The organism is uncultured Sphingomonas sp. (genome assembly GCF_964237335.1).
GTDB lineage: Bacteria > Pseudomonadota > Alphaproteobacteria > Sphingomonadales > Sphingomonadaceae > Sphingomonas.
Window position 1 is genome coordinate 125,590 of record NZ_CAXSHM010000003.1, and the last position, 25,366, is coordinate 150,955.

The window sequence follows — 25,366 nt, forward strand, 5'->3', positions numbered from 1 at the left end:
TCCCGTTCAGGCTGAGCTTGTTGAAGGGCTGCCTTTCTGTCGGATGAAAGGGCAGGGCTTCGACAAGCTCAGCCTGAACGGGAGCGGTGAGAGGAGTGGTTAGGTACGCGGTGCCGGTTGACGGCCCGTTAAGCGGCCGCTGGCACAAGCTGCGGCATGCGCATCCTCCACGTCCTCGATCATGGCCTGCCGCTGCAGAGCGGCTACACCTTCCGCACCCGCGCGATCCTGACGGCGCAGCAGGCGCGCGGATGGCAGGTCGCTGCCGTCACCGGCGCGCGGCAGGGCGAGAGTGCGGCCACGTGCGAGACGATCGACGGGCTGACGTTCCACCGCACGCCCATGCCCCCCAAGCTGCCGTTCCCGCTGCGCGAGGCGGCGGAGATCGCCGCGCTGGCCCGCCGGGTGGACGCGGCCGTCGCCACGTTTCGGCCCGACATCCTCCACGCGCATTCGCCGGTGCTGGGCGCACTGGCGGCGTTGCGGGTCGCGCGGCAGCGGCACCTGCCACTGGTGTACGAGATCCGCGCCTTCTGGGAGGACGCGGCCGTCGGCAACGGCACGGGCCGCGAGGGATCGCTCCGCTACCGCGCGACACGCGCGCTCGAAAGCTGGGTGGTCGGCCGCGCCGACGCCGTCGTGGTGATCTGCGAAGGCTTGCGCGGAGACCTGATCGCGCGCGGCGTCGATCCGGGCAAGATCGTGGTCTCGCCCAACGGCGTCGACCTGACGTTGTTCGGCGCAGCCCCGCCGCGCGACGAGGCGCTCGCGGCCGAGCTCGGACTGGAGGATGCCGAGACGATCGGCTTCATCGGCAGCTTCTACGATTACGAGGGGCTCGACGACCTGATCGCGGCCATGCCCGCGCTGGTCGCCGCCCGCCCGCGCGCGCGGCTGCTGCTGGTGGGTGGCGGGCCGATGGAGGCGGTATTGCGGGCGCAGGCGGCGGCGTCGCCGGTCGCGGGGCAGATCCGCTTCGCCGGCCGGGTGCCGCACACGCAGGTGGAACGCTATTACGGCCTCGTCGACGTGCTCGCCTATCCGCGCAAGCGGATGCGGCTGACCGATCTGGTCACGCCGCTGAAGCCGTTGGAGGCGATGGCGCAGGGTCGGCTGGTGGCCGCGTCCGACGTCGGCGGCCACCGCGAGCTGATCCGGGACGGCGACACCGGCACGCTGTTCGCGCCTGACCGGCCGCCCGCCATCGCCGCCGCGCTGGCGGACCTGCTGGCGGACCGCAGCGGATGGGACGCGCGCCGCGCCCGTGCCCGCGCGTTCGTCGAGGCAGACCGTAACTGGGCGTCAAACATTTCGCGTTACTGGCCGGTTTACCAGCAACTTGCTGGCCATCATTCAGTGGACGCTCCATGGTCGCACGCACCGATACTCCCCGCCTGACAGCGCCTTTCGCTCCGCCCACACTCGCCGCTGTCGGCGGCACGGTGGCGGGCGCGACCGTCGCGCTTGCCTGCCTCGCCGGACCCGCCGGATTGCTGGAGTCGGTCGTCGGGCACAGCGGGGTCGCCGCGCTGGTCAACGCCGCCGCGCCGCCGCTCGGGCTGACGGCGCGTGCCGTGCTGGCGACCGGTGGCGGCCTGCTGGTGGCCGCGGTGACGTGGGCGATACTGGTGCTGGTGGCGGGCGACCGCCGCGTGCCGACAGGCTTGCCCTCGCTGCGCCTGCCGACCCGTCGCCCAAAGCGCCTTCCTGGCGGCCAGGCCGTGCGCCGCGCCGACTCGCATCCCGATGCGCCACCGCGCCCGCCGATCCTGGCCGAGCGTGACCTGGGCGCCCCCTTTCTGTCGATCGTCGCCGCTGAACAGTCGGTCCCGTCCGCCGACGATCGCGCGCTGCCGGCGGATCTGGATACCGCGCTCGCCGCAATCGATCCCGCCGCGATCCCGGACGTGCCGCGCGAGCCCGCCCGTCCAGTGGCGCCGCTGGCAGTCGTCGCCGCCTCACCGCGACCGGCTACGTCGCCCATCCCCTCGCTGGCATCATCGCCGCCGCTGGCGCCGGGCGAGCGCATCGACAGCATCGAACTGGGCGCCGACGTGCGCGACCGGCAGGACACGATCGAATCGTTACTCGCCCGGCTCGAGCGCGGCGCACGGCGCAGGCCCGTTTCGACGGTCGAACGGGCTCCCCCGCCGGAGTCAGAGGCCGTCGGCGCGGAGCCGGGCGGATCGCTGGCCGAAACGCTGGGCTCGCTGCGCCGGCTCGCGATGCGCGGCTGAACCCGCCTCAGGCGTCTTCGATCGTCAGCGCCTCGATCGCGATGTCGGCGATCGTCCCGCTCCGGATCACGCTCGCGACCGCTAAATCGACCAGCAGATGCCTGCCGAGTCGGAACTGCGCCTCCGACAGGCCGGCGAGCCAGATCGCCAAGGCGTCGTCGTCGCAGGCGATCAGCCGGATCACGTGCCGCGCCCCGACGAAGGTCGCGCTGGCCCAGCTCGTGCTGGTCATCTCCACGAGCTCGGCCGCAGACGCGAGCGGCGCGCTCGCCAGCAGCGTGCGGAGGAGAATGACGGCTGGATCGCTCTGCGCGCCAGTGCGAGGCGGCGTGGTCATGCTGGTCCTCCGGACAGGAACGCCTCGACCCGTGCGACGGTCCGCGGTCGCAACTCGCGTCCGCGCCGCAGGTCGTGGACCAGGCGAGGGTCTTTGATCGCGAGCCGCCCGAAGGTTGTGGGGCGCATGTTGGTCTGGCGCAGGTAGCGGTCGATCTTGACCATCAGGCACATGGGGCATCCTTTCGACTCCGGTTTCCGTACCCGCTTTGTTCTTTTCTCAAATCCAACTTGTCTAGGAAAAATCCTAGAGCTATTTGTCGTGGGTGTTTGACGACGATCCTCGCGTGGCGCTCGCGACGCTGGTGTCCGCCGGCGAGGGAGAGAGCCTGTCGTCGCTGTCGCGACTGATCGGGCGCAACGAGGCGTATCTGCAGCAGTTCGTGAAGCGCGGCTCGCCGCGGCGGCTGGCGGAGGCGGACCGGGCGCTGCTGGCGCGTTATTTCGGCGTGGAAGAGGCGGTGCTGGGTGGGCCGAAGCCGGCGGCGTCGTTGCCCCTGGTATCCGTGCCGCGGCTCGATGCGCGCGTGTCGGCGGGGCCGGGCGCGCTCAACGACGATGATCGGATCGTGGACGCGATCGACTTTCCGCCACAGATGCTGCGGTCGATCGGTGTGCGCGGCGCCGTCGCGCTGGTGGAGGCGACGGGCGACTCGATGGCGCCCGGCATCGCGGACGGGGACCTGCTGCTCGTCGACCAGGGCGACCGGCGGGTCACCGCGACGGGGCGGGTGTTCGTGATCCGGATCGACGGCGCGACGCTGGTGAAGCGGGTCGCGCGCCGCGGCGGGGCTATCATGGTGACGAGCGACAATCCTTCGGCATCGCCAGTCGCGGCGGACGCGGTGGAGGTGATCGGCCGCGTCGTCTGGCAGTCACGCGCGGTGCGGTGACGCGCGGGAAGGCTACGCCCGCCGGAAGGCTACGCCCGCCGGTGTTCGCGCCACCAGATCGCGAGCGAAGCAAGGATGCCGAGCCCCGTGCCGACGAGGAAACCCGGCGTCGCCTCGCCCATCAAAAAGCCGACCGCCGCGCCCCCGATCGCTCCCAACGCGATCAGCGCGCCGCCGGCCGAGGCGGGGGGGGGAGGCGGGGGAACAGGCTCGGCCATCTCGTCGCTCCTGCCACGTCCCGCCGCGCCATGCCAGCGTCGCAGGGTCGTGCTGACGGCCAGCGATCGGCCGCATGAACGGCACGGTTCGCTGAACGCCGTCCGCGACCCCCTGTCGTCGCCCACCCTGCCACGCTAGGGACCGGTCATGTGGTTGCGGGCACGCAGGGCCGGCGCGGGATGGTGCGCGGCCGGGATGATCGTGGCCGCCCCGGCCTGGGGGCAGACGACTCCCGCCGGGCAACCGGCTCGCGACGGGCCTGCGACCACTGCGCCTGACGGCTCGGCGGTGATGGCGCCGCTGCCCGGCATCGGCGTCGACTGGCCGGACCTCGCGACCGCGCCCGGCGCGCCCGCGGCGGCGGCCGCCACGACCCGCGCGGCCGGGGACACCCGTTACGGCGTGCGGCTCGACGGGCTGGGCGCGGCGGGGACGCCGCTGCTGCGCGAACGGTTCGACGGCGCCTCGGCGCTGCGGCTCCACGGCGGCGACGTCGCCAACGCCGCCCAGCTCGACCGGCGGGCGCGCGAGGATGCGGCCCTGCTCGTCGACCTGCTCCGCGCGGAAGGGTATTACGACGCTCAGGTCGCGACGCGGATCGATCGGTCGGCAGCGGCGCGGCCGGTGATGGTCCTCGCCGCCACGCCGGGCGCGCTCTACCGGTTCGGCAGCGTCACAGTCTCCGGCCTCGCGAGCATGGACGGCGCGGCGGCGCTGCGTGGCGCCTATCGCGTCAAGGCGAACGATCCGGTCGATGCCGACGCGATCGCCGCGGCGCAGGCGGGCCTGCTGACCCGGATCACCGACTCCGGCTATCCCTTCGCGGTCGTGGCGCAGCCCGAGATCGTCCTCGACCGCGCCAGCCGCTCGGCGACGCTGGCGCTGGCGGTCACGCCGGGCGGCGCGCGGCGGTTCGGGCGGATCACCGCCAACCCCGACAACCACGTCTTCGACGCCGACCATGTCGCCGACATCGCCCGGTTCCGGCCCGGCGAGACCTATGACGCGTCGGAGCTGGTCGACCTGAAACGGGCGCTGATCCAGACCGGGCTGGTGTCGGTCGCCGACGTGAAGCCCGTCGAGGGGAGCGCGCCGGGCACCGTGGACGTCGCGGTCCACCTGGAGCGCGCGCCGCCGCACACGATCGCGGGCGAGCTTGGCTATGGCGCCGGCGAGGGCGCGCGGGCGGAGCTGTCGTGGACGCACCGCAACCTGTTCCCGCCCGAGGGCGCGCTGACGCTGCGCGGCGTGCTGGGGACGCTGGAGCAATCGGGCAGCGTTGTCTTCCGCCGTAACAATTTCGAGGGGCGCGACCGGGTGCTGACCGCGCAGCTCGACGCCGCACACACGATCCGCGACGCCTATGACGCACGGACGCTGACGCTGTCGGGCACGCTGGAGCGGCAGACCAATATCTTCTTCCAGAAGAAATGGACGTGGTCGCTGGGTGGCGAGCTGGTCGCGTCGGACGAGCGCGACACGATCGTCGACACGGGCGCGCCGCGGCGGCAGACCTATTTCATCATCGCCGCGCCGACCAGCCTGACCTACGACGGGTCGAACGACTTGCTCAACCCGACGCGCGGGTTCCGGCTGGGCGGGCGGCTGAGCCCCGAGCTGTCGCTGGAGGGAGCGGCGTTCGGCTATGCGCGCGCGCAGATCGATGCCAGCGCCTACCGGTCGGCGGGCGCGCGGGTGGTGATCGCGGGGCGGGTGCGGCTGGGCACCATATTGGGCGCACCGCGCGACGCGGTGGCACCGTCCAGGCGCTTCTATGCAGGCGGCGGCGCGTCGGTGCGCGGCTATGCCTATCAGGACATCGGCCCGCGCGACGTCAACAACGACCCCATCGGCGGCCGCAGCCTGACCGAGTTCTCGCTGGAGGCCCGGGTGCGGACGTTCGGCAGCTTCGGGCTGGTGCCGTTCCTCGACGCCGGCACCATCTCCACCGGCGAGCTGCCGCCGATCAGCGGACTGCACTACGGCACGGGGCTGGGCGTGCGCTATTATTCCAACTTCGGCCCGATCCGCCTCGACGTCGGCACGCCGATCAACCCGCAGCCGGGCGACAAGCGGATCGCGGTCTATGTGTCGCTGGGACAGGCGTTTTGAGGAGCGCCGCCCGGTGGCTGCGTCGTATTGCGGGGGTGCTCGCCGCGCTGCTGGGGCTGATCGCGCTGGCAACGGCGCTGGTCGACACCGGGCCGGGGCATCGGCTGGTCGCGGATGCGATCGGGCGCATCCGCACCGACAACGGCCTGCGCTTCACGGTCGGGCGGATCGACGGGTCGATCTATGCGGCGGCGAGCCTGCATGACGTACGGGTCTATGATCCCGAAGGACTGGTGCTGGCGGTGCCGGTCGCGCGACTCGACTGGCGCCCGCTGCGCTGGTTCCGTCGCCGGCTGGAGATCCGCTCGCTCGCGATCCCGCAGGCGAACGTCCTCAAGCCGCTGCACACCCGCGAGACGGGCAAGCCGTCGACGCTGCCCGATTTCGACATTCTGATCGGGCGGTTGGTCGTCGATCGCCTCGACCTGGCGCCCCGCGTGACGGGCATCGCGCGCACCGGCCGGATCGCGGCGAGCGCGGACCTTCATGCCGGGCGGGCGCTGGTCAGGCTGGACGCGGTCGTGGACGGGACGGATCGAATCCACGCGCGGCTGGACGCCGAGCCGGAGCGCGACCGGTTCGATCTCGCCGCGACGGTTCGGGGCAGCGCCGACGGCGTGCTGGCGCGGATGATTGGGGTGCGCCGCGCGCTCGCGCTCGATGTGGCGGGGCAGGGGGACTGGCGCGCCTGGCGGGGCCATGCCTCGGCGCAGGCGAACGGCCGCCCGCTGCTTGACCTCGCGCTGTCCAACCAAGCGGGCGCCTACCGCCTGACGGGCGTCGCGGCGCCGTCGCTCGTCACCACCGGCAAGCTCGCCGCGATGACCAGCCCGCGCGTGGCCGTCGACGGACGGGCGACGCTGGCGGACCGCGTGGTGGCCGGCACGCTGGCGCTGCGCTCGCCGTCGCTGGTGCTGGGCGCACAGGGAAGCATCGATCTCGGGGCGGGCGCCTGGCGCGACGTGCGGCTGCGCGCGCAGCTCGTCCGGCCCGCGGCGCTGTTCCCCAACATGACCGGCCGCGCGATCGCGCTCGCGATGCGGCTGGACGGCGCCTTCGCGATCACGCGGTTCGACTATGCGCTCGTCGCCGAGCATCTGGCATTCGACGACACCGGCTTCGATCAGGTGCGCGCGAGCGGCAGCGGGCGCTGGTCCGCCGCGCCCGTCGCGGTGCCGATCCGGCTGACGGCGGCGCGGGTGACAGGAGTGGGCGACGTCGCCGGCGGCATCCTGCGCAACCTGACGGCGGACGGCGTGCTGCACGTCACGTCGAAGCTGGTCACGGGCGAAGCGATCCGCTTCCGCTCGGACAAGCTGACCGGCACGTTCGCGCTCTCCGTCGATCTCGACGACGGGGACTTCCACGTCGGCGTCAACGGCGCGCTCGGCCGCTACCTGATTCCCGGGCTCGGCATCGTCGACGTCGTGACGCAGCTTCGCGTGGTGCCCGGGCCGGGCGGCCATGGCACGCGGGTGATCGGGCGCGGCACGGCGCGGATGGTGCGGCTCGACGATGGCTTCTTCCGGAGCCTGGCGGGCGGGCTGCCGAGCCTCGTCACCGACCTGGAGCGGACGCCCGACGGCGTGCTGCACCTGTCCAACCTCGTCCTGACCGGGCCGACGATCCGGCTGGCGGGCACCGGCCTTCGGCGACGCGACGGCAGCTTCCAGTTCGCGGGCGGCGGTACGCAGGGGAGCTACGGCCCGCTGACGCTGCGGCTTGACGGCCGGATCGACAAGCCGACGCTCGACCTGGTGTTCGCCCGCCCGAGCGCTGCGCTGGGCCTTGCCGATGTGGCGCTGCACCTCGATCCGAATCCGGCCGGCTTCGCGTTCCGGGCGCAGGGCGACTCGCGGCTGGGGCCGTTCGCGGGCGCCGGCGAGATCGCGCTGCCGCCGGGCGGTCAGGCCGCGATCCAGGTCGCGCAACTGGCGGTTGCCGGGACGCGGGCGAGCGGCACGGTGGGACTCGTCGACGCAGGCTTCGACGGCGCGCTGGCGATCGGCGGCGGCGGGCTGGCGGGCAGGCTGCTGCTGCACCCGGTCGGCACGGTCCAGCGAATCGAGTTGCACCTCGACGCCGATCGTGCAGCTTTGGGGGGCGCGGCGCTGAGCGGCGCGGCGGTGCTGCGGCGCGGGCATCTGGACGTCGCGACGATGCTCGACCCCGCCGGCACGCGGGTGGAGGCGACCGCGACCGGCGGCGGCTTGCGGCGCGGTCGCTTGGTGCTGGGCCGGTTCGCCGCGCATCTTGCCCTTGCCGGGGGGACGGGCGAGCTGCGTGCCGAGGTCGCCGGCAGCCGCGGCCGAGCGTTCGACATCCAGACGACGACGCGCATCGCGCCCGACCGCTACGAGACGTCGGCGCAGGGGACGCTCGACGGCCGGCCGTTGCGCCTGCTCGCGCCCGCGGTGATCGCGCCGGACGGCGGCGGCTGGCGGCTGCAACCGGCCAGGCTGTCGTTCGCAGGTGGCGAGGCTGCGCTGGAGGGGCGGATCGCCGGCGGTGCGCTGTCGGGCAGCGCCGCTCTCACCGCCATGCCGCTGTCGATCCTCGACATCGGCTATCCGGGGCTGGGGCTTGGGGGCAGCGCGTGGGGCACGCTGTCGTTCGCCGCCGCGCCCGGCCAGGCGCCAACGGGGCGGATCGGGATGACGCTGCGCGGGCTGACCCGGTCCGGCCTGGCGAGCACGTCGACCCCCATAGGCGTCGGGCTGGCCGGCGTGCTGGCACCCGAGCGGCTGGGCGTGCGCGCGGTGATGGCGGCGGGCGGGCGGACGATCGGGCGGGCGCAGGCGCTGGTGACCACCACCGGCACGGGCGATCTCGCGACCCGGCTCGCCCGCGGCACGCTCGCCGCGCAGCTGCGTTATGCCGGGCCGGCAGACACGCTATGGCGGCTGACGGGCACCGAGCTGTTCGACCTGTCCGGCCCGATCGCGATCGTCGCCGACGCCGGAGGACTGCTCGCCGATCCCGCGATCCGCGGCACGGTGCGGGCGGACGGCGCGCGGATCGAGAGCGCGACGACGGGCACCGTCCTGACGAACGTCCAGGCGAGCGGCGCCTTCTCAGGCTCGCGACTGTCGATCGACCGGCTGAGCGCGGACGCCGGCAAGGGCGGCCGGGTGACGGGCGCGGGCCGGTTCGATTTCTCGGCGACGCGCGGCGTCGGCCTCGACCTGTCGCTGAAGGCCGACCACGCGGTGCTGATCGCGCGGGACGACATCGCCGCAACAGTCACGGGTGCGCTCGCCTTCCGCTCCGCCGGCGACGGCGGGACGATCTCGGGCGACGTGGTGCTCGACCGCAGCCGTTACAGGCTCGGTCAGGCAAGCGCTGCCGCCGCCGTGCCGCACCTCGCCATCCGCGAGATCAACGTGCCCGGCGGCGACGAGGCGATCGACGAGGCGCCCGCCGCGCCGTGGAAGCTCGCGCTGCACGCCCGGGCGGTGCAGGGCCTGCTCGTCAGCGGCCTGGGCCTCTCGAGCGAATGGTCGGCGGACCTGACGATCGGCGGCGATCCGGCAAACCCGGCGATCACGGGCCGCGCCACGCTGGTCCGCGGCGACGTCGCCTTCGCGGGCCGCGAGTTCCAGCTCAGCCGCGGCGTGATCCGCTTCACCGGCGAGGCTCCGGCCAATCCGGCGCTGGACATCGCCGCCGACACCACGGCGGGCGATCTCGACGCGACGATCCGCGTGACGGGCACCGCCGCCAAGCCCGAGATCGGCTTCACCAGCGTGCCCGCGCTGCCGGAGGACGAGCTGTTGTCCCGCCTGCTGTTCGGCACCTCGATCACCAGCCTGCAGGCGCCGCAGGCGCTGCAGCTCGCCTCGGCGGTGGCGGCGTTGCAGGGCGGTCATGGCGGGCTCGACCCGATCAACGCGGTGCGCCGTGTCGCGGGGCTCGACCGGCTGCGCATCCTGCCCGCAGATCCGCAGACCGGGCAGGGCACGTCGGTCGCGGCGGGCAAATACGTCACGCGGCGGCTGTACGCGGAGGTCGTGACCGACGGGCAGGGCTATTCGGCGACGCAGGCCGAGTTCCAGGTGACGCGCTGGCTGTCGATCCTGTCGAGCGTCTCGACGCTCGGGCGGACCAGCGGCAACGTGCGCGTCTCGAAAGATTACTAACGTCGTCCAGGGCCCTCAACATGACGATATTTTATATTGTGATACAACGTATCATATTCCATGGGCCGGTCTTGGTCAGGGAAGGCGATAGATGAAGATACTGATGGGTCTGACGGCGAGCGTCCTCGCACTGCAGGCGAGCGGCGCGCTGGCGCAGGTGGCGCCCACGGGGGACGGCCCCGCGACGCAGGCCGGTGCCTCGTCCGGTCAGACCGCAGGCGACGCGGCCCCGAACCAGACGACGCCTGCCGCATCGCGCGACGTCGTCGTCACCGGGCGCCGGCTCGACGAGGCGCGCGCCGCGATCCAGCCGTCGCTCGGCGCGACCAGCTATACCGTCACCAACGAGACGATCCAGGCGCTGCCCGGCGGCGATAACCAGCAGTTCAACCAGATCATCCTCCAGTTGCCGGGCGTCGTGCAGGACGGTTTTGGCCAGTTCCACGTCCGCGACGACCACAACAACCTGCAATACCGGATCAACGGCACGATCCTGCCCGAGGGGATCGCGGTCTTCGGCCAGACGCTATCGCCGCGGCTGGTCGAGCGGTTCAGCCTGCTGACGGGCGCGCTGCCCGCGCAATACGGCCTGCGCACCGCGGGCATCATCGACGTGACCACCAAGAGCGGGCTGTTCAACAACGGCGGCTCGGTGTCGATCTATGGCGGCAGCCACGACATGATCGAGCCGTCGATCGAATATGGCGGCAGCACCGGCAGCACCAACTATTTCGTGTCGGGCGACTATCGCCACGACGATCTCGGCATCGAGAACGTGAATGGCGACCGGACGGCGAAGCACGACAATACGGACCAGTATCAGACCTTTGCCTATGTCGACCACATCATCGATGCGAACAATCGCGTGTCGTTCGTCGGCGGCTATTCGAACCAGTATTTCCAGATCCCTAATCCGCGGGGTCTTCAGCCAGACGGGACCTATTCGGTCGGCGGGCAGAGCAACTTCCTGTCCGACAATCTCAACGAGCGGCAGATCGAGAAGACCGCGTTCGGCCAGTTCGCGTTCCTTCACGACAACGGACCGCTGACGTATCAGGCGTCGCTGTTCGGCCGCTATTCGACGCTGCGCTATCGCCCCGACACGCTCGGTGAGCTGCTGTTTAACGGCCAGGCGCAGCAGGCGTACAAGAAGGACTTCACGATCGGCGGCCAGCTCGACGCATCCTACCGGCTGGACGACACCAACACGCTGCGCGGCGGCGTGCTGCTGACCCGCGATCGCGGCACCAGCGCCACGAACACGGCGGTGTTCGCGGTCGATGGCAACGGCAACCAGGTCGGGCAGCCGATCAACATCGTCGCGAGCGGCGGCCAGACCGAGGTCACGGAAAGCGTGTACCTGCAGGACGAGATCAAGCTCGCGAAGCCGCTGACGTTCAACATCGGCGGCCGGTTCGACCATTATTGCGGCTATCGCTGCGAGCAGCAGTTCAGCCCTCGCGCCAACCTCGTCTACCAGCAGAACGGCACGACGGTGCATCTGGGCTATGCACGCTATTTCTCGCCGCCGCCGTTCGAGCTCGTCGCGACGACCAGCGTCGCGAGCTTCCAGGGCACCAGCGCCGCCGCGCCATCGCTCGTCAACACGACGCCGTTCGCGGAGCGGCAACATTACATCGATCTGGGCATCCAGCAGAAGCTGAGCGCCGCGTTCACCGTCGGCGTCGACGGCTATCTACGCTATTCCAAGAACCTGATCGACGAGGGCCAGTTTGGCGCGCCCATCGTGCTGACGCCGTTCAATTACTACCGCGGCAACATCCACGGCGTCGAGGCGAACGCGAGCTACGCCGCGCACGGTCTGCTCGCCTATGCCAATTTCGCCTATGCCAAGGCGCAGGGCAAGGACATCACGTCGAGCCAGTTCGACTTCGATCCGGCCGATCTGGCCTATATCCAGAACCACTATATCTACCTCGACCACGACCAGACCTACACCGCGTCAGGCGGCATCTCGTACAGCTTCCGGTCGGGCGGGCTGACGGGGCTTAAGGTCGGCGGCGACGCGCTGTACGGATCGGGCCTGCGCGCGGACGGCGACGTGCCCAATGGCGCGAAGCTTCCGCAATATGCGGTCGTCAACCTGTCGGTCTCCTACCACCTCGCCCATCCGGGTGTCGGCATGCGGTTCGACGTCATCAACGCCGGCGATCATATCTACGAGATCCGCGACGGAACCGGCGTCGGCGTCGGCGCGCCGCAATATGGCGCACGCCGCGGCTTCTTCGTCGGCCTGACCAAGGACCTGTAGCGGGCCGCGGCGCGGCGGGGTAACAGGCGCGATGCCCGACGTCCCGTCCGCCGCCGCTCCTTCCCCGCCGGCCGGTCGCTTGCGCGCATGAGCGACGGACGCGACACGGGGCTGGTGCTCGATCCCAAATGGGACGCCGCCGGCCTCGTCACCGCCGTCGTCACGGACCGCGCGACCGGCGAACTGCTGATGGTCGCGCACATGGACGCCGAGGCACTGGCCGCCACCCGCGCGACAGGCGAGGCGCATTTCTGGTCGCGCAGCCGGGGGCGGCTGTGGCGCAAGGGCGAGAGCTCGGGCAATATGCTGCACGTGCGCGAGCTGCGGATCGACTGCGACCAGGACGCGCTCTGGCTGATCTGCGATCCCGCGGGTCCCGCCTGCCACACCGGCGCGCGCTCGTGCTTCTTCCGGCGGATCGAGGGTGACGGGTTGGTGGGGGTGGAGTGACTTTCTCCTTCCCCGTCACCCCGGGCCTGACCCGGGGTCCCGCTTCTTCTCGGGCGGGGACAAGAAGCGGGACCCCGGATCAAGTCCGGGGTGACGGGAAATGAGGGCGGTGCTCATCGTGGCGATGATCCCAGCAGCGCTGCTCGCAAGCTGCCACCAGCGGCACTCGGTCCCCGCCCACGGCGACACGCCCGGCGACCGGCTGGAGGCGGCGGCGCAGGCGGCCGGCGTCGTCGCCGACCCCGCCCACGCCGACCCGATCGGTTCGTACGGGCGCGACAACGACCGGCTGTGCGTCGTGCCCGGCGGCGCGGGCGCGTACCGGATCGGCGTCCTCGTCCGGTTCGAGGACGGTCAGGGCTGCACCGCGCGCGGCACTGCCACCCGCTCGGGCGACCGGCTCGACATGAGCCTCGACATGAATCTCGACGGGGAGCCATGCCGCGTCGCCGCGCGGTTCGAGGGCGACCGGATCGTGCTGCCTGCCGAGCTGCCCCCCGGCTGCGATCGGCGCTGCACGGGGCGCGCGTCACTGGCAGCACTCGACGTCGAGCGGTTGAGCGACGGAACCGCCGAAGCCACAGCGCAGGTGGACGGCAAGGGCAACCCACTCTGCGGCGGTTGACGCTTACGTCAACGTCAGCTACGTGCCGGTCATGGCGCTGAGCCTCGCTTCCGCGGTTGATCGCACCAGCTACTCGATCTCGGACCTCTCGGCCGAGTTCGGGGTCACCGCGCGCGCGCTGCGCTTCTATGAGGACGAGGGGCTGATCGATCCCGAGCGTCGGGGGATGCAGCGCATCTATTCGGCCCGCGATCACGCGCGGTTGGCGTGGATCCTGCGCGGCAAGCGCGTGGGGTTCAGCCTGGCCGAGATCCGCGAGCTGATCGACCTGTACGACGTCGGCGACGGCCGCGCGGCCCAGCGCCGGCTGACCGCGACACGCTGCCGCGAGCGGATCGTGGCGCTCGAGAACCAGCGCAGCGACATCGACGCTGCCATCGCCGAACTGTCCGCCTTCGTCAACACCATCGAGGCGACCCAATCCTCCCGATCATCGGAAACCCATCATGCCGAGCTATAATTCGCCCGTCCGCGACACCCGGTTCGTGCTGGAGCACGTCGTCGGCCTGCCACGCTACGGCAACCTGCCACGGTTCGAGGCGGCGAGCCCCGACATCGTCGACGCGGTGCTGGAGGAGGGCGGTCGGTTCGTCGCGGACGTGCTGTTCCCGCTCAACCAATCGGGCGACCGGGAGGGCTGCACCCGCCACCCCGACGGCAGCGTGACGACGCCCGCCGGGTTCAAGGACGCGTACCGGCAATATGTCGAGAGCGGCTGGGCGACGCTGGGCAATGCGCCCGAGTTCGGCGGCCAGGGGATGCCGCACGTCGTGTCGACCGCGTTCCAGGAGTATCTGATCTCGTCCAACATGGCGTTCGCCATGTACCCTGGGCTGACGCACGGCGCGATCGCGGCGCTGATCGCCAAGGGATCGGATGCGCAGAAGGCGATGTACGTCCCCAGACTGGTGTCGGGCGAGTGGGGCGGCACGATGAACTTGACCGAGCCGCAGTGCGGCACCGACCTGGGCCTCATCCGCACGCGCGCGGAGCCAAATGCCGACGGATCGTGGGCGGTCACCGGTACCAAGATCTTCATCTCGTCGGGCGAGCATGACCTGACGGAGAACATCATCCACCTGGTGCTCGCCAAGACGCCGGGCGCGCCCGACTCCTCGAAGGGCATCAGCCTTTTCGTGGTGCCCAAGGTGATCGTGAACGAGGACGGCTCGCTCGGCGCGCGCAACGCCGTCACTTGCGGCTCGATCGAGCACAAGATGGGCATCCACGCCAATTCGACTTGCGTGATGAACTATGACGGCGCGACCGGCTGGCTGGTGGGCGAGGAGATGAAGGGCCTCGCCGCCATGTTCATCATGATGAACGCCGCGCGGCTCGGCGTCGGCCTGCAGGGGCTGGGCGTCGCCGAGGTCGCGTACCAGAACGCGGTGACCTACGCGAACGACCGCCGCCAGGGCCGCGCGCTGACCGGCGCGAAGGAGCCGGCGGAAAAGGCGGACACGCTGTTCGTCCACCCCGACGTGCGCCGCATGCTGATGGAGGCCAAGGCGCTGACCGAGGGCCTGCGCGCGCTGTGCCTGTGGGGCGCGTTGCAGGTCGATCTGGAGGAGGATGCGGGCACGCCCGAAGAGACGGAGATGGCGGCCGACCTGATCGGGCTGCTGATCCCGGTGGTGAAGGGCTATGGCACCGACATCGGCTATCGCGTCGCGACGCAGGCGCAGCAGGTGTACGGCGGCCATGGCTATGTCGCCGAATGGGGCATGGAACAGTACGTCCGCGATGCCCGCATCGCGATGATCTATGAAGGCACCAACGGCGTGCAGGCGATGGACCTCGTCGGCCGCAAGCTCGCCTACAAGGGTGGCCGCGCGGTGCAGGCGTTCTTCCGCATCGTGACCGAGGAGGTCGCGGCGGCGAAGGGCGATCCTGCCACCACGGACATCGCCGAGCGGCTGGGCAAGTCGCTCGGCGACCTGCAGGCCTCCACGATGTGGTTCATGGCGAACGGCATGACGAACCCCGACAACGTCGGCGCGGGCGCGTACAGTTACATGGAGGCGATGGGCGTCGTCGCGATCGGGCTGATGTGGCTGCGCATGGCGGTCGCCGCCGCACGGCTGAAGGTCGAAGGCGATACGGCCTTCGGACCGGCGTTCCTAGACGCCAAGCTCGTCACCGCGCGTTTCTACGCCGAGCGTGTCCTGCCCGAGACGGGCGCGCTGCGTCGCAAGATCGAGGGCGGGGCGGAGGCGATCATGGCGCTGCCGCCGGAGATGTTCCTGGCGGCGTGAGCGGGCGGGGCCGCTCGCCCGGGCGGGCGGCCTTCGGGTCGGTTGGTGCCGGCGCGGCGACTGGGTCGGACGGACCCGTGCGGCGTAGGCCGGACAGGATCGGCGACACGGCGGCCGGCGTCGCGCTTCCGGTCGAAACAGGCGGTGCGGTGGCGACGGGCGGGGCCGGGTCCGCCGAAGCTCCGAAGCCGATCAGCACCTGCCGCTTCATGCACTGGCGCGGATCGGGCCGTGGCGCGTCACGGCAGTTCCACCACGCCCGGTCGTAGCCGATGGTCCGGTCGCGGACATAGCTGAACTGCATCGCGGCGACCTGGACCACCTCGAGCGGCAGCGTCGTCGCGGTATGCGCCTTGTCGCGCCAGGCCATCACCCGGCACTGCACGCGCGCGCCGCACAGCCGGTTCGCGAACGCGGGCCAGCTTGCCGCGGGAAGCCCGGCAGGCAAGGTCACCAGGAACTGGCCCAGCGTCTCCGCGAGCGCCGCCGGATCGACCGCACCGACCGGCGCATCGCCCGCCACCGCCGGATCGACGAGCGGATCCTGCGGCGCGATCCCGGTCCGATGCGCGTCGGACAGCCGGGCCAGCGCCGGCACGGCCGCCTCGGCGGGCTCGGCATGGCGATTGAAGGCGGGCGGCGTGCCCCACCAGCCGGTCCAGCGGTAGAAAAGCTGGGTATGGACCGCGACGATCTTGTCGAGGCTGGCGAGCCAATAGGGCACGACCCAGTTCGTATGGTAATGCGTCGCATAGCCGACGTCCGCGTCCACCTTCCCCGCCAGCGCCGCCGTCGCGACCGCCCGCGCGCGTTTCCAGCTGTCGGGCGTGGGCGTGTAGCGGACGAGCGACCCGTCGCAGGTGAAGGTGAACTGGCACCCGGTGGTCCGTTCCGATCCCTGGAACACGACGCCGCACACCGTCTTGGGAAAGGCGGGGTGGCGGACGCGGTTGAGCACCACCTGCGCCACCGCGCGCTGGCCGGCGGGATCGTCCCCCGCCTCATAATAGGCGGCGGCGGCGAGACAGTCGGTCGCGCGCGCCAGGTCGTCGGCGGTGCCCGCCGGCCGGAACGGGCGCGCCGCGGGGTTGGGATCGGTGGAGAAGGGCACGGTCGCGTTGAAGGCGCGCGCGGCATCGGGGTCGAGGAGGCGGATCTCGACCGGCTCGACCGGCGGCAGCTCGGCCACGGGGATCACCCTGCCCGGGATCGCGACCAGCAACTGATACGGCTGATGTCGCGCCGGGCCGAAGCGAACGGTCGCCGCCGGCAGGACGATCGCGGCCGCGCCGATCAGCGACACGGCGAGCCGGATGCGACGGTTAGCGCGCACCGGACCCGCGCGCCCACCAGCCAGCCGCCGCACCCGGGTGTCGGTCGCCAGGTCCAGCAGGTCGGAGGGGACGGCGGCCGCGGGGTCGCCGCGGATGTCCGCCTTCATCAGGCTTCCGGCAGGAAGTCCGGCACCGACAGATAGCGCTCGCCGGTATCGTAGTTGAAGCCCAGCACCCGCGTGCCGTCGGGCAGGTCGGGCAGTTTCTGCAGGATCGCCGCCAGCGTCGCACCCGACGAGATGCCGACCAGCATGCCCTCCTCGCGCGCCGATCGGCGCGCCATGTCCTTGGCGACCGCGGCATCCACCTCGATCACGCCGTCGAGCAGGTCGGTGTGCAGGTTCTTGGGGATGAACCCGGCGCCGATGCCCTGGATCGGGTGCGGTCCGGGCTGGCCGCCGGCGATGACCGGCGAGGCGGCGGGCTCGACCGCGAAGACCTTGAGGGCCGGCCACGCCTTCTTGAGCACCTGCGCCGCGGCGGTGATGTGCCCGCCGGTGCCGACACCGGTGATGATGACGTCGATCGGCGTGTCGGCGAAGTCGGTCAGTATCTCCTGCGCCGTCGTGCGGACGTGCGCATCGATGTTGGCCGGGTTCTCGAACTGCTGCGCGAGCCACGCGCCGGGCGTTTCGGCGACGATCTCCATCGCGCGCTCGATCGCGCCCTTCATGCCTTTCTCGCGCGGGGTGAGGTCGAAGGTCGCACCATAGGCGAGCATCAGCCGGCGACGCTCGAGGCTCATGCTCTCGGGCATCACGAGCACGATCTTGTAGCCCTTGATCGCGGCGACCATCGCGAGGCCGATGCCGGTGTTGCCGCTGGTCGGCTCGACGATCGTGCCGCCGGGCGCCAGCCGACCGTCCGCCTCCGCCGCCTCGACCATCGCCAGCGCGACGCGGTCCTTGATCGAGCCGCCGGGGTTCGACCGCTCGGACTTGATCCACACTTCCGAGCCTGGAAACAGCTTGCGGACGCGGATCGCCGGCGTGTCGCCGATCGTGTCGAGGATCGTTTCGGCCTTCATGGCGTGATCTCCAGTTCCAGGTCTCTGCCCCCCGTCTTGGGCAGGTCGATCAACGACGACGGCGGATCGAAGGTCCGCGCCGCGCGCAGTGCGGGGAACAGGAAGGTCCATAGCATTGTGACGACGATCGCGCCGCCGCCGCCCACCAGCACCGCGCCGACCGGGCCGAGCGCCGAGGCGAGGAAGCCCGACTCCGCCTCCCCCAGCTCGTTGGAGGCCGATATGGTGAGCTGGGATACTGCGCCCACCCGCCCGCGCATCGCGTCGGGGGTATGAAGCTGGACGAGTGTGCTGCGGATGTAGACGGAGAACATGTCCGCCGCCCCCGCGACCGCCAGCGCCGCGAGACTGAGCGGCATGACCGTCGACAGCCCGAACACGATGGTCGCCGTGCCATAGACGATGACGGCGCCCAGCATCTTGGGGCCAACGTTGGTCTTGATCGGCCGAAAGGAGAAGATCGCCGCCGTGATCGCGGCGCCGACGGCGGGGGCGGCGGCTAGCAGGCTGAGCCCGCGTTCGCCGACGTGCAGAACGTCGGCGGCATAGATCGGGAGCAGCGCGCTGGTGCCTGCCAGGAACACCGCGAACAGGTCGAGCGTGATCGAGCCCAGCACCAGCTTGTTCTGGCCGACATAGACGAGCCCGTCGACGATCTGGCGCAGGGGATGGACGCCCACCAGTCGCTTGGGGCGCGGCACCGGCGTGATCTGCAGGACCGCGACGAAGGCGACCGCGAACAGGACGCTGGCGACGATGTAGGCGGCACTCGGCGCGAGCGAATAGGCATAGCCGCCGATCGCGGGGCCGACGATCGCACCTGCCTGCCACGAGGTGGAGGACAGCGCGATCGCAGTGGGCAGCACCTCCTTGGGTACCAGATTGGGGGCGAGCGCGCCGAACGCCGGCCCGGCGAACGCGCGCGCCAGTCCCAGCAGGACCGCTACGGTGAACACGATCCCGAGCGTCATCGCACCCGACCAGGTCGCGTACCCCAAGGTGGCCGCGCACAGCAGTTGCAGGAACACGGTGATCCGGACGATGTATCGCCGGTCGAACCGGTCCGCGATCAGCCCGGTGACGGGCGTCGTCAGGAACAGCGGCAGGAACTGGCACAGGCCGATCAGGCCGAGCTGCGCGGCGGCGTGGCTCTGGTCCATCGTCCGCCGCGCGATCGCATAGGCCTGCCAGCCGATGACGATGATCATCGCGTTCTGCGCCAGCGTCATCGCCAGCCGGGCGGCCCAATAGGCGCGGAAGTTGGGGATGCGGAACGGGTGTGGAGGGGCGTCCATCAGGGGGTGGCCATAGGCGGGCGCGGGCCGCAGGGGAACAGCCTTCGCGCCTCGCTGCGTCGTCGCTTGCTCCGTTGGCGTCGACGTGGGTCCCGCCCGTTGCCCTTCCGCCTTCCCCGCGCCTATAGCGACATCTTCCCAGGATAAGGTCCTTACGCCTTGGCCAAGAACCCCGCCGTCCGTCCCGCCCCCGAGCCGCCGGTCCCCAATCACGAACGTCCGGCCGATCCGACGCCCTATGACGCCAGCCGCGACGAGCTCATGTCCTTCTACAAGAACATGCTGCTGATCCGCCGGTTCGAGGAGAAGGCGGGGCAGCTTTACGGCTTGGGCCTGATCGGCGGCTTCTGTCACCTGTACATCGGCCAGGAGGCGGTGGCGGTCGGGCTGCAGTCCGCGCTGTCCGAGAAGGACTCGGTCATCACCGGCTACCGCGACCATGGCCACATGCTGTTGTGCGGCATCCCGCCGCAGGACGTGATGGCCGAGCTGACCGGGCGCCAGGCGGGCATCTCGAAGGGCAAGGGCGGCTCGATGCACATGTTCAGCGTCGAGCATAAGTTTTACGGCGGCCACGGCATCGTCGGCGCACAGGTGTCGCTCGGCACCGGGCTCGGCTTCGCGCACAAGTACCGCGGCGACGGTGGCGTCTGCCTGGCCTATTTCGGCGACGGCGCGTCGAACCAGGGCCAGGTGTACGAGAGCTTCAACATGGCGGAGTTGTGGAAGCTGCCGGTCATCTACGTCATCGAGAACAACCAATATGCGATGGGCACGTCGGTGAACCGCGCGTCGAGCGAGGACCAGCTGTATCGCCGCGGCGAGAGCTTCCGCATCCCCGGCATCCAGGTCGACGGGATGGACGTGCTCGCCTGCCGCGGCGCGGCGGAGGAGGCGCTCGCCTGGGTGCGCGCCGGCAAGGGGCCGATCATCCTCGAGATGAAGACGTACCGCTATCGCGGCCACTCGATGAGCGATCCCGCCAAATACCGCAGCCGTGACGAGGTGCAGGCGGTGCGCGACAAGTCCGACCCGATCGACCGGGTGAAGAAGATGCTCGAGGAAAGCGGCGTGACGGCCGACCAGATGAAGACGATCGAGGCGGAGACGCGCCGCATCGTCAATGAGGCCGCCGACTTCGCCGAGCAGACGCCCGAGCCCGATGCGGCCGAGCTCTACACCGACGTGCTGGTGGAAACCTATTGATGCCGATCGAGATCAAGATGCCCGCGCTCTCCCCGACGATGGAGGAGGGCACGTTATCCAAATGGCTGGTCAAGGAGGGCGACGCGATCAAGTCCGGCGACGTCATGGCCGAGATCGAGACGGACAAGGCGACGATGGAGTTCGAGGCGGTCGACGAGGGCATCGTCGGCCACATCCTGGTGGCGGAGGGCACCGACAACGTGAAGGTCGGCACCGTCATCATGACGCTCAGCGAGGAGGGGGCCGAGGAGGGCGAGGAAGCCGGCGCCGCGCCCGCGCCCGCCCCCGCGGAAAAGGCGATCGGCGGCGGCGAGCAGGTGGCCGAGAGCATGCCGCCCGCGCTGACCGGCGCCTCCCCCGAACAGCCCGCACCGCACCACGCGGAGACCGGCGCGCGCCAGTTGTTCGACGCGGCGCGGAAGGACGCGGCGAGCGACGCGGAGATACCGGAAGGCACCGAGATGGTGCGCCAGACGCTGCGCGAGGCACTGCGCGACGCGATGGCAGAGGAGATGCGCGCCGACAATCGCATCTTCGTGATGGGCGAGGAGGTCGCGCAATATCAGGGCGCGTACAAGGTGACGCAGGGCCTGCTCGACGAGTTCGGCGATACGCGCGTGATCGACACGCCGATCACCGAATACGGCTTCGCCGGCATCGGCACCGGCGCGGCGATGGGGGGCTTGCGGCCGATCGTCGAGTTCATGACGTTCAACTTCGCGATGCAGGCGATCGACCACATCGTCAACTCGGCCGCCAAGACCAACTATATGTCCGGCGGCCAGATGCGCTGCCCGATGGTGTTCCGCGGCCCCAACGGCGCGGCCAGCCGGGTGGGCGCGCAGCATTCGCAGAATTACGCGCCCTGGTACGCCAGTGTCCCGGGCCTGATCGTGATCGCGCCCTATGATGCGGCGGACGCCAAGGGGTTGCTGAAGGCCGCGATCCGTACCGAGGACCCGGTCGTGTTCCTGGAGAACGAGCTGCTCTACGGCCGCAGCTTCGAGGTGCCCAAGCTCGACGACTGGGTGGTGCCGATCGGCAAGGCGCGCGTGATGCGCGCGGGCAGGGACGTGACGATCGTCAGCTATTCGATCGGCGTCGGGCTGGCGCTGGAAGCGGCGGAGAAGCTGGCCGGCGAGGGGATCGACGCCGAGGTGATCGACCTGCGCACGCTACGCCCGCTCGACCGCGGCACCGTGCTCGAAAGCCTCGCCAGGACCAACCGGATGGTGGTCGTGGAGGAGGGCTGGCCGACCTGTTCGATCGCGTCCGAGATCATCACCACCTGCATGGAGCACGGCTTCGACGACCTCGACGCGCCGGTGCTGCGCGTGACGAACGAGGACGTGCCGATGCCCTATGCCGCCAACCTGGAGCAGTTGGCGCTCGTCACGTCGGACAAGGTCGTGAGCGCGGTGAAGAAGGTGTGCTACCGCTGAGACCATGTCTTTGCGTATTGGGACAGCCTGTCAGGCAGAATGCTTATCGCAGGTCGATGCTGTCGCGGCGGGGCTTGGGTTGTACACCTGCACCCAGCTGCGATTGTCGCGCACGATGAACGATGCGACGTAGTGGATCGTCCGGGGACTTATGTAGAGCGAGCCGAACAGCGGCTTGTACAGATAGTTGATCTCGACGAACATCACGCCTGTGTTGAGGGGGGCCGTGATCGGCGTGCCGGCGGAGCCGTAGTTGAGGACGGTCATTCCGGCGGTCGCTCGCGTGCCATCCGACCCGGCGGTGATGGGGACGGTCGGATAGGTGGAGTCATAGCCCGTCCCGCTCATCGCACCGGTGCACCGCTGCCAGTGGACGCGTTGTACGGGTGCGGCATCGGACGTGCCGTCGGAAAAACTGCGCTGAACGTTTTCCAGGCTGGTGAGCGTGATGCGGCCGTTGGCGGTCAGCGCGATCGCTGCGCCTTCCAGCTTCGAGCCTTGCAACACATCGTTGACGTCGGTCTCGCGCAGGGTCGTGACGCCGCTGCCGCTGTCCAAGCCGACACGCGACGCATTGTCGGCGAGGTTCAACGCATATTGGCTTACCCGCAGGTTGCAGATCGCGAGGTTGGACAGCTCGATGCCCCAGCAGCCGACGGCAAGGACCAACGGCAAGGTGAACGCGAACTCCAGCAGGGACGTGCCCGACCGGTCGCGCGCGAGCCGGGCGAGCATCGCTCCTACGCGGCGACCGGCCCGGGTGACAGGTGGCGCGATGACGGTCACTTGGGACATATCTGTTTTGGCGTGTAGGCGGATTGGTTCGCCCAGGGTTGGTTCTTGAGGACGGTCATGCCCGTCAACGTCGCGGTGGAGGACAGGCCGATCAGCGTGGCGATGGGGAACAGCCGAGGGTAATAGACGTGGATCGTGTACACGGTCACATCGTTCGCGCCGCCCTGACCGGAGGTGCCGGGATCGGCGTCCCAGGTTCCGTTGCCGTTGAGGTCGGTGAAACAGTCTGACCCGGCGTCGTAGACGCCGTTGTTGTTGCTGTCGACGAACGGCTCCGGGCCGACGGCGCTGAAGTTCGAATAGCTCGACCGCTTGGAATCGTAGGTCGCGTTCTTCGAGATCTGCAGGACCTGCTGCATGACGACGGTGTCGATCTGCCCCGTCTGGGTGCCGGCGCCCTGGATCGTCGAATCGCGCCCGGCTTTCTGTACGGCACCGGTGAGCACAGATTGGACATAGCCCTGATAGGTCAGTTCGCCGAGGCTCATGATGACCAGCAGCATGACGGGTACGACGATGGCGAACTCGATGACGGCGAGCCCGCGCGTGTCGCGCGCGAGCCGCTGCGTGAACCCAATCCCGAGCCGCAACGCAGCGGTCATTGGCTGATCCTCAGCTTGGCGACGCGGGTGGCGATGCTGGCGAAGGCGGCCGTCAGCTGGTCGGTGCTGCTTGCGGTGAACGCCTGGCCGGGCGATGCGCAATAGTTCAGGTCGGTCGTCAGGCCGGTGCCGAGCGCGACGACGTAGATGGTGACGCCACGCGCCTTGGCCGCATCGCACTCGATCCTGAACCGTGCGGTATGGTTGTTGTAGTCGGTGTTGTAGGTGCCGTCGCCGGTCACCCGCTGGTCGAGCATCTCGACGCCGGTCTCGCCGTAGATCGTCTCGCTCGGCGCCATCGTGCCGTCCGTCATGAACACGATCGAGCGCGACGGCGGATTGCGGCCGGGCCAGGCCGCGGTATCCGCCGCGAAGATGCCCTTGGTGGACAGCATCCGGTTGCCCCATGTCATGCCGACGTCATGGTACGTGCCGCCGAACGCACGGAAGTCGTTGGCGTAGACGTAATCATGGACCTGCTGCGCCGTCATGACGCCCAGCCGCTGCGCAGCCATGCCGCATGTCGCCGCGCCACCCTGGTCGAAGGTATCGCCTGCCCGATAGGCGACGTCTGTGTAGACCTGGGGACTGGCCTCGTTGACCTGATCGTCGTTCACGTCCTGGTTGGCAGTGGAGTTGCGAAGCCAGACCGCATCGGCCCACATCGGGCGCCATAGATTGGTGGAATCCGTAGGGATCACGTCGGGATCAAGGTCGTTCGGAAGGCTCGACACGTTGAACGACGACGCCGTCGTCGTGTTCAACTCCTCCACGCATCCACGCCACCGCGCCGTGCTGCCGTCGAGGCGGCTGGGGTTGGCCACCGCCGGGTTCTGCGACGACAGGCTCTGGACGTACGCGCCTGTGTTGAGCTGATACGGTTGGTAGCGCCAGACCGCGCGCAGCGGTTGCTGCATGCCCGAACAGGTGCCGCCGTTGGGTTGGGTCCAGCTCAGATTATAGTATTGAACCGCCATGTAGAAGCCGGCGTTGCTCCAGGTCGGTCCCGTAATGGTGTAGCCCGCGGCAGGATAGCGTTGTGGCGTGCAGATCGACTGCGGGATACCGGTAAGGCTGAAGCTGGACGGACCCTTGGTCTGGTTTCCGTTCGCCAGCAGGTAGTTGCCCGTGAACTGATAGTCCCGGTTGACCTGTCGGCTCTGATACGTCCAGTTCGTGTTCTGGATATATTGCGGCGAGACCGAGGAGATCGCGGCGCCGATGTTCATCGCCGAATTGTACGGCGCAAAGCCATAACGGAAATGGGTCGATGGATCGGCATTCGCCCGCATGGTGCTGTCGAACAGCAGCACCGCCCGTCGCAGCGATTCGATCTTGGAATACATGGTGCTGCCGTTGACCTGCGTCGGCGACTTCTCCGGATCGTAATAACCTGTTGTACCATCGGTACGCTGAAATGACGCCGCCGGCCCGTTCGCGCAATCGGTCGAGTCACTGGGATAGCAGGACATCGACCCCGTCGTATCGAGTACGAACATGACGTCCGCGTCAGCCAGATCGTACACCGCCTGGCAGGTGACCGTCAGCGCGACCGGCGGTGCACCGAAATAGTTCATCAACGCCATCGGCACCGTGACGGTGGCCACGCCATAGGCGGCGTTGGCCACCGCGGATGTGCCCTGCCGCGTCTTGGATGCCGTGAACGTCGCGTTCGTCGTCTGGAACCAGGGGCTTTGCGGACTGCTGGGGAAGTTGTTCGCGAAGAACTGCTGAGCCTGAGTGTTCGCGACCGGATCAAGCGGCGCGGTCGTCTGTCCTGCCGGCAGTCCGGATGGCCATGACGTGTCGGTCATCGCATGACGGCCCGCCAGGACGCCAGCGTCGCACGATTGTTGCAGGCGCACCTTCACCACGTACAGTCGCGCCATGTCGACGGCGGAACCGGTGAAACCGATCAGAGGTATCAGCGCCGCGCCCATGATCGCCAGCGTATTGCCCGCGGTGTCGCGTCGCAGGCGCGCGAGAAAGCCGACCGCGCCGCGCGGAGCGGCGAACGTCCGGGCGGCCTGCGCCGGTTTGGCCTTGCTCGCCGATCTGAACCTGAACCAACTCATGTCCTTCGACGCTTCCCACCTCGCCTATGTACGGCGGTGGTGGTAGCGACGG

The 25,366-nt window shown here is 69.8% G+C and carries 21 protein-coding genes; 12 read left to right on the forward strand and 9 right to left on the reverse strand.

The genetic code is table 11. The features are described from left to right. The first annotated feature begins 156 nt into the window (after window positions 1-156). Both ACFE65_RS03180 and ACFE65_RS03185 read left to right on the forward strand, forming a co-directional pair. Window positions 157-1,398 (forward strand): TIGR04063 family PEP-CTERM/XrtA system glycosyltransferase, encoded by a 1,242-nt coding sequence (locus ACFE65_RS03180; protein ID WP_375380887.1) that lies wholly within the window; start codon window positions 157-159, stop codon window positions 1,396-1,398. Further along, the gene (locus ACFE65_RS03185; protein WP_375380888.1) at window positions 1,368-2,237 is read left to right on the forward strand and encodes a hypothetical protein; all 870 of its coding nucleotides are present in this window, start codon (window positions 1,368-1,370) and stop codon (window positions 2,235-2,237) included. The genes ACFE65_RS03180 and ACFE65_RS03185 overlap by 31 nt, the downstream gene beginning before the upstream one ends. A 7-nt stretch (window positions 2,238-2,244) precedes the next feature. Here ACFE65_RS03185 and ACFE65_RS03190 read toward each other — a convergent pair whose 3' ends face one another. Next, on the reverse strand, window positions 2,245-2,574 hold the full coding sequence (locus ACFE65_RS03190; protein WP_375380889.1) for a hypothetical protein: 330 nt from the start codon (window positions 2,572-2,574) through the stop codon (window positions 2,245-2,247). Beyond that, window positions 2,571-2,747, reverse strand: coding sequence for a hypothetical protein (locus ACFE65_RS03195; RefSeq protein WP_375380890.1), 177 nt, complete (start codon window positions 2,745-2,747; stop codon window positions 2,571-2,573). The genes ACFE65_RS03190 and ACFE65_RS03195 overlap by 4 nt, the downstream gene beginning before the upstream one ends. 113 nt (window positions 2,748-2,860) lie before the next feature. Between ACFE65_RS03195 and ACFE65_RS03200 the strand changes: the two genes are divergently transcribed. Continuing rightward, complete coding sequence (locus ACFE65_RS03200) at window positions 2,861-3,466, forward strand: helix-turn-helix transcriptional regulator (RefSeq protein ID WP_375380891.1); 606 nt, start codon at window positions 2,861-2,863, stop codon at window positions 3,464-3,466. Window positions 3,467-3,495: 29 nt separating this feature from the next. On the opposite strand, the gene ACFE65_RS03205 is transcribed toward ACFE65_RS03200, so the two are convergent. Beyond that, window positions 3,496-3,684, reverse strand: coding sequence for a hypothetical protein (locus ACFE65_RS03205; RefSeq protein ID WP_375380892.1), 189 nt, complete (start codon window positions 3,682-3,684; stop codon window positions 3,496-3,498). Between the two features lie 196 nt (window positions 3,685-3,880). Here ACFE65_RS03205 and ACFE65_RS03210 point away from each other — a divergent pair, with 196 nt between their 5' ends. From ACFE65_RS03210 to ACFE65_RS03240, 7 genes are all read left to right on the forward strand, one after another. After that, on the forward strand, window positions 3,881-5,797 hold the full coding sequence (locus tag ACFE65_RS03210) for an autotransporter assembly complex family protein (RefSeq protein ID WP_375380893.1): 1,917 nt from the start codon (window positions 3,881-3,883) through the stop codon (window positions 5,795-5,797). Then, a complete protein-coding gene (locus tag ACFE65_RS03215; RefSeq protein ID WP_375380894.1) occupies window positions 5,794-9,936 on the forward strand; it encodes a translocation/assembly module TamB domain-containing protein in 4,143 nt (1,380 codons plus the stop codon). Before ACFE65_RS03210 ends, ACFE65_RS03215 begins: the two co-directional genes overlap by 4 nt. 91 nt (window positions 9,937-10,027) lie before the next feature. Then, on the forward strand, window positions 10,028-12,208 hold the full coding sequence (locus ACFE65_RS03220; protein WP_375380895.1) for a TonB-dependent receptor: 2,181 nt from the start codon (window positions 10,028-10,030) through the stop codon (window positions 12,206-12,208). Window positions 12,209-12,295: 87 nt separating this feature from the next. Then, on the forward strand, window positions 12,296-12,658 hold the full coding sequence (gene hisI / locus ACFE65_RS03225) for a phosphoribosyl-AMP cyclohydrolase (protein ID WP_375380896.1): 363 nt from the start codon (window positions 12,296-12,298) through the stop codon (window positions 12,656-12,658). A 100-nt stretch (window positions 12,659-12,758) separates the two neighbouring features. Continuing rightward, window positions 12,759-13,283 (forward strand): hypothetical protein, encoded by a 525-nt coding sequence (locus ACFE65_RS03230; protein WP_375380897.1) that lies wholly within the window; start codon window positions 12,759-12,761, stop codon window positions 13,281-13,283. A gap of 31 nt (window positions 13,284-13,314) precedes the next feature. Continuing rightward, window positions 13,315-13,743: a MerR family DNA-binding transcriptional regulator gene (locus tag ACFE65_RS03235; RefSeq protein WP_375380898.1), complete on the forward strand. Its 429-nt coding sequence runs from the start codon at window positions 13,315-13,317 to the stop codon at window positions 13,741-13,743. Next, window positions 13,730-15,538 (forward strand): acyl-CoA dehydrogenase C-terminal domain-containing protein, encoded by a 1,809-nt coding sequence (locus tag ACFE65_RS03240; protein WP_375380899.1) that lies wholly within the window; start codon window positions 13,730-13,732, stop codon window positions 15,536-15,538. The genes ACFE65_RS03235 and ACFE65_RS03240 overlap by 14 nt, the downstream gene beginning before the upstream one ends. Here ACFE65_RS03240 and ACFE65_RS03245 read toward each other — a convergent pair. From ACFE65_RS03245 to ACFE65_RS03255, 3 genes are read right to left on the reverse strand one after another with little or no spacing between them, the layout of a single operon-like run. Beyond that, complete coding sequence (locus tag ACFE65_RS03245) at window positions 15,501-16,979, reverse strand: cell wall hydrolase (RefSeq protein ID WP_375380900.1); 1,479 nt, start codon at window positions 16,977-16,979, stop codon at window positions 15,501-15,503. The genes ACFE65_RS03240 and ACFE65_RS03245 overlap by 38 nt on opposite strands. After that, window positions 16,979-17,899, reverse strand: coding sequence for a cysteine synthase A (cysK, locus tag ACFE65_RS03250; RefSeq protein WP_375380901.1), 921 nt, complete (start codon window positions 17,897-17,899; stop codon window positions 16,979-16,981). Before cysK ends, ACFE65_RS03245 begins: the two co-directional genes overlap by 1 nt. Then, the gene (locus tag ACFE65_RS03255; protein ID WP_375380902.1) at window positions 17,896-19,194 is read right to left on the reverse strand and encodes an MFS transporter; all 1,299 of its coding nucleotides are present in this window, start codon (window positions 19,192-19,194) and stop codon (window positions 17,896-17,898) included. Before ACFE65_RS03255 ends, cysK begins: the two co-directional genes overlap by 4 nt. 159 nt (window positions 19,195-19,353) lie before the next feature. On the opposite strand from ACFE65_RS03255, the gene pdhA reads away from it, so the two are divergent. Beyond that, window positions 19,354-20,400 carry a pyruvate dehydrogenase (acetyl-transferring) E1 component subunit alpha gene (pdhA, locus tag ACFE65_RS03260; RefSeq protein ID WP_375380903.1) on the forward strand — a complete coding sequence of 349 codons (1,047 nt, stop codon included), beginning with the start codon at window positions 19,354-19,356 and terminating at the stop codon, window positions 20,398-20,400. Next, window positions 20,400-21,842: a pyruvate dehydrogenase complex E1 component subunit beta gene (locus tag ACFE65_RS03265; protein ID WP_375380904.1), complete on the forward strand. Its 1,443-nt coding sequence runs from the start codon at window positions 20,400-20,402 to the stop codon at window positions 21,840-21,842. Before pdhA ends, ACFE65_RS03265 begins: the two co-directional genes overlap by 1 nt. A 30-nt stretch (window positions 21,843-21,872) precedes the next feature. On the opposite strand, the gene ACFE65_RS03270 is transcribed toward ACFE65_RS03265, so the two are convergent. From ACFE65_RS03270 to ACFE65_RS03280, 3 genes are read right to left on the reverse strand one after another with little or no spacing between them, the layout of a single operon-like run. Further along, window positions 21,873-22,637 (reverse strand): TadE/TadG family type IV pilus assembly protein, encoded by a 765-nt coding sequence (locus tag ACFE65_RS03270; protein ID WP_375380905.1) that lies wholly within the window; start codon window positions 22,635-22,637, stop codon window positions 21,873-21,875. Beyond that, a complete protein-coding gene (locus ACFE65_RS03275; RefSeq protein ID WP_375380906.1) occupies window positions 22,625-23,239 on the reverse strand; it encodes a TadE/TadG family type IV pilus assembly protein in 615 nt (204 codons plus the stop codon). Before ACFE65_RS03275 ends, ACFE65_RS03270 begins: the two co-directional genes overlap by 13 nt. Further along, the gene (locus tag ACFE65_RS03280) at window positions 23,236-25,314 is read right to left on the reverse strand and encodes a TadE/TadG family type IV pilus assembly protein (protein WP_375380907.1); all 2,079 of its coding nucleotides are present in this window, start codon (window positions 25,312-25,314) and stop codon (window positions 23,236-23,238) included. The genes ACFE65_RS03275 and ACFE65_RS03280 overlap by 4 nt, the downstream gene beginning before the upstream one ends. Between the last annotated feature and the right edge of the window lie 52 nt (window positions 25,315-25,366).

Coding starts and splice junctions, on each gene's coding strand:
- ACFE65_RS03180 (WP_375380887.1), top strand. CDS start 157: ATGCGCATCCTCCACGTCCTCGATCATGGCCTGCCGCTGCAGAGCGGC.
- ACFE65_RS03185 (WP_375380888.1), top strand. CDS start 1,368: ATGGTCGCACGCACCGATACTCCCCGCCTGACAGCGCCTTTCGCTCCG.
- ACFE65_RS03190 (WP_375380889.1), bottom strand. CDS start 2,574: ATGACCACGCCGCCTCGCACTGGCGCGCAGAGCGATCCAGCCGTCATT.
- ACFE65_RS03195 (WP_375380890.1), bottom strand. CDS start 2,747: ATGTGCCTGATGGTCAAGATCGACCGCTACCTGCGCCAGACCAACATG.
- ACFE65_RS03205 (WP_375380892.1), bottom strand. CDS start 3,684: ATGGCCGAGCCTGTTCCCCCGCCTCCCCCCCCCGCCTCGGCCGGCGGC.
- ACFE65_RS03210 (WP_375380893.1), top strand. CDS start 3,881: ATGATCGTGGCCGCCCCGGCCTGGGGGCAGACGACTCCCGCCGGGCAA.
- ACFE65_RS03220 (WP_375380895.1), top strand. CDS start 10,028: ATGAAGATACTGATGGGTCTGACGGCGAGCGTCCTCGCACTGCAGGCG.
- hisI (WP_375380896.1), top strand. CDS start 12,296: ATGAGCGACGGACGCGACACGGGGCTGGTGCTCGATCCCAAATGGGAC.
- ACFE65_RS03230 (WP_375380897.1), top strand. CDS start 12,759: ATGAGGGCGGTGCTCATCGTGGCGATGATCCCAGCAGCGCTGCTCGCA.
- ACFE65_RS03235 (WP_375380898.1), top strand. CDS start 13,315: ATGGCGCTGAGCCTCGCTTCCGCGGTTGATCGCACCAGCTACTCGATC.
- ACFE65_RS03240 (WP_375380899.1), top strand. CDS start 13,730: ATGCCGAGCTATAATTCGCCCGTCCGCGACACCCGGTTCGTGCTGGAG.
- ACFE65_RS03245 (WP_375380900.1), bottom strand. CDS start 16,979: ATGAAGGCGGACATCCGCGGCGACCCCGCGGCCGCCGTCCCCTCCGAC.
- cysK (WP_375380901.1), bottom strand. CDS start 17,899: ATGAAGGCCGAAACGATCCTCGACACGATCGGCGACACGCCGGCGATC.
- ACFE65_RS03255 (WP_375380902.1), bottom strand. CDS start 19,194: ATGGACGCCCCTCCACACCCGTTCCGCATCCCCAACTTCCGCGCCTAT.
- ACFE65_RS03265 (WP_375380904.1), top strand. CDS start 20,400: ATGCCGATCGAGATCAAGATGCCCGCGCTCTCCCCGACGATGGAGGAG.
- ACFE65_RS03270 (WP_375380905.1), bottom strand. CDS start 22,637: ATGTCCCAAGTGACCGTCATCGCGCCACCTGTCACCCGGGCCGGTCGC.
- ACFE65_RS03275 (WP_375380906.1), bottom strand. CDS start 23,239: ATGACCGCTGCGTTGCGGCTCGGGATTGGGTTCACGCAGCGGCTCGCG.
- ACFE65_RS03280 (WP_375380907.1), bottom strand. CDS start 25,314: ATGAGTTGGTTCAGGTTCAGATCGGCGAGCAAGGCCAAACCGGCGCAG.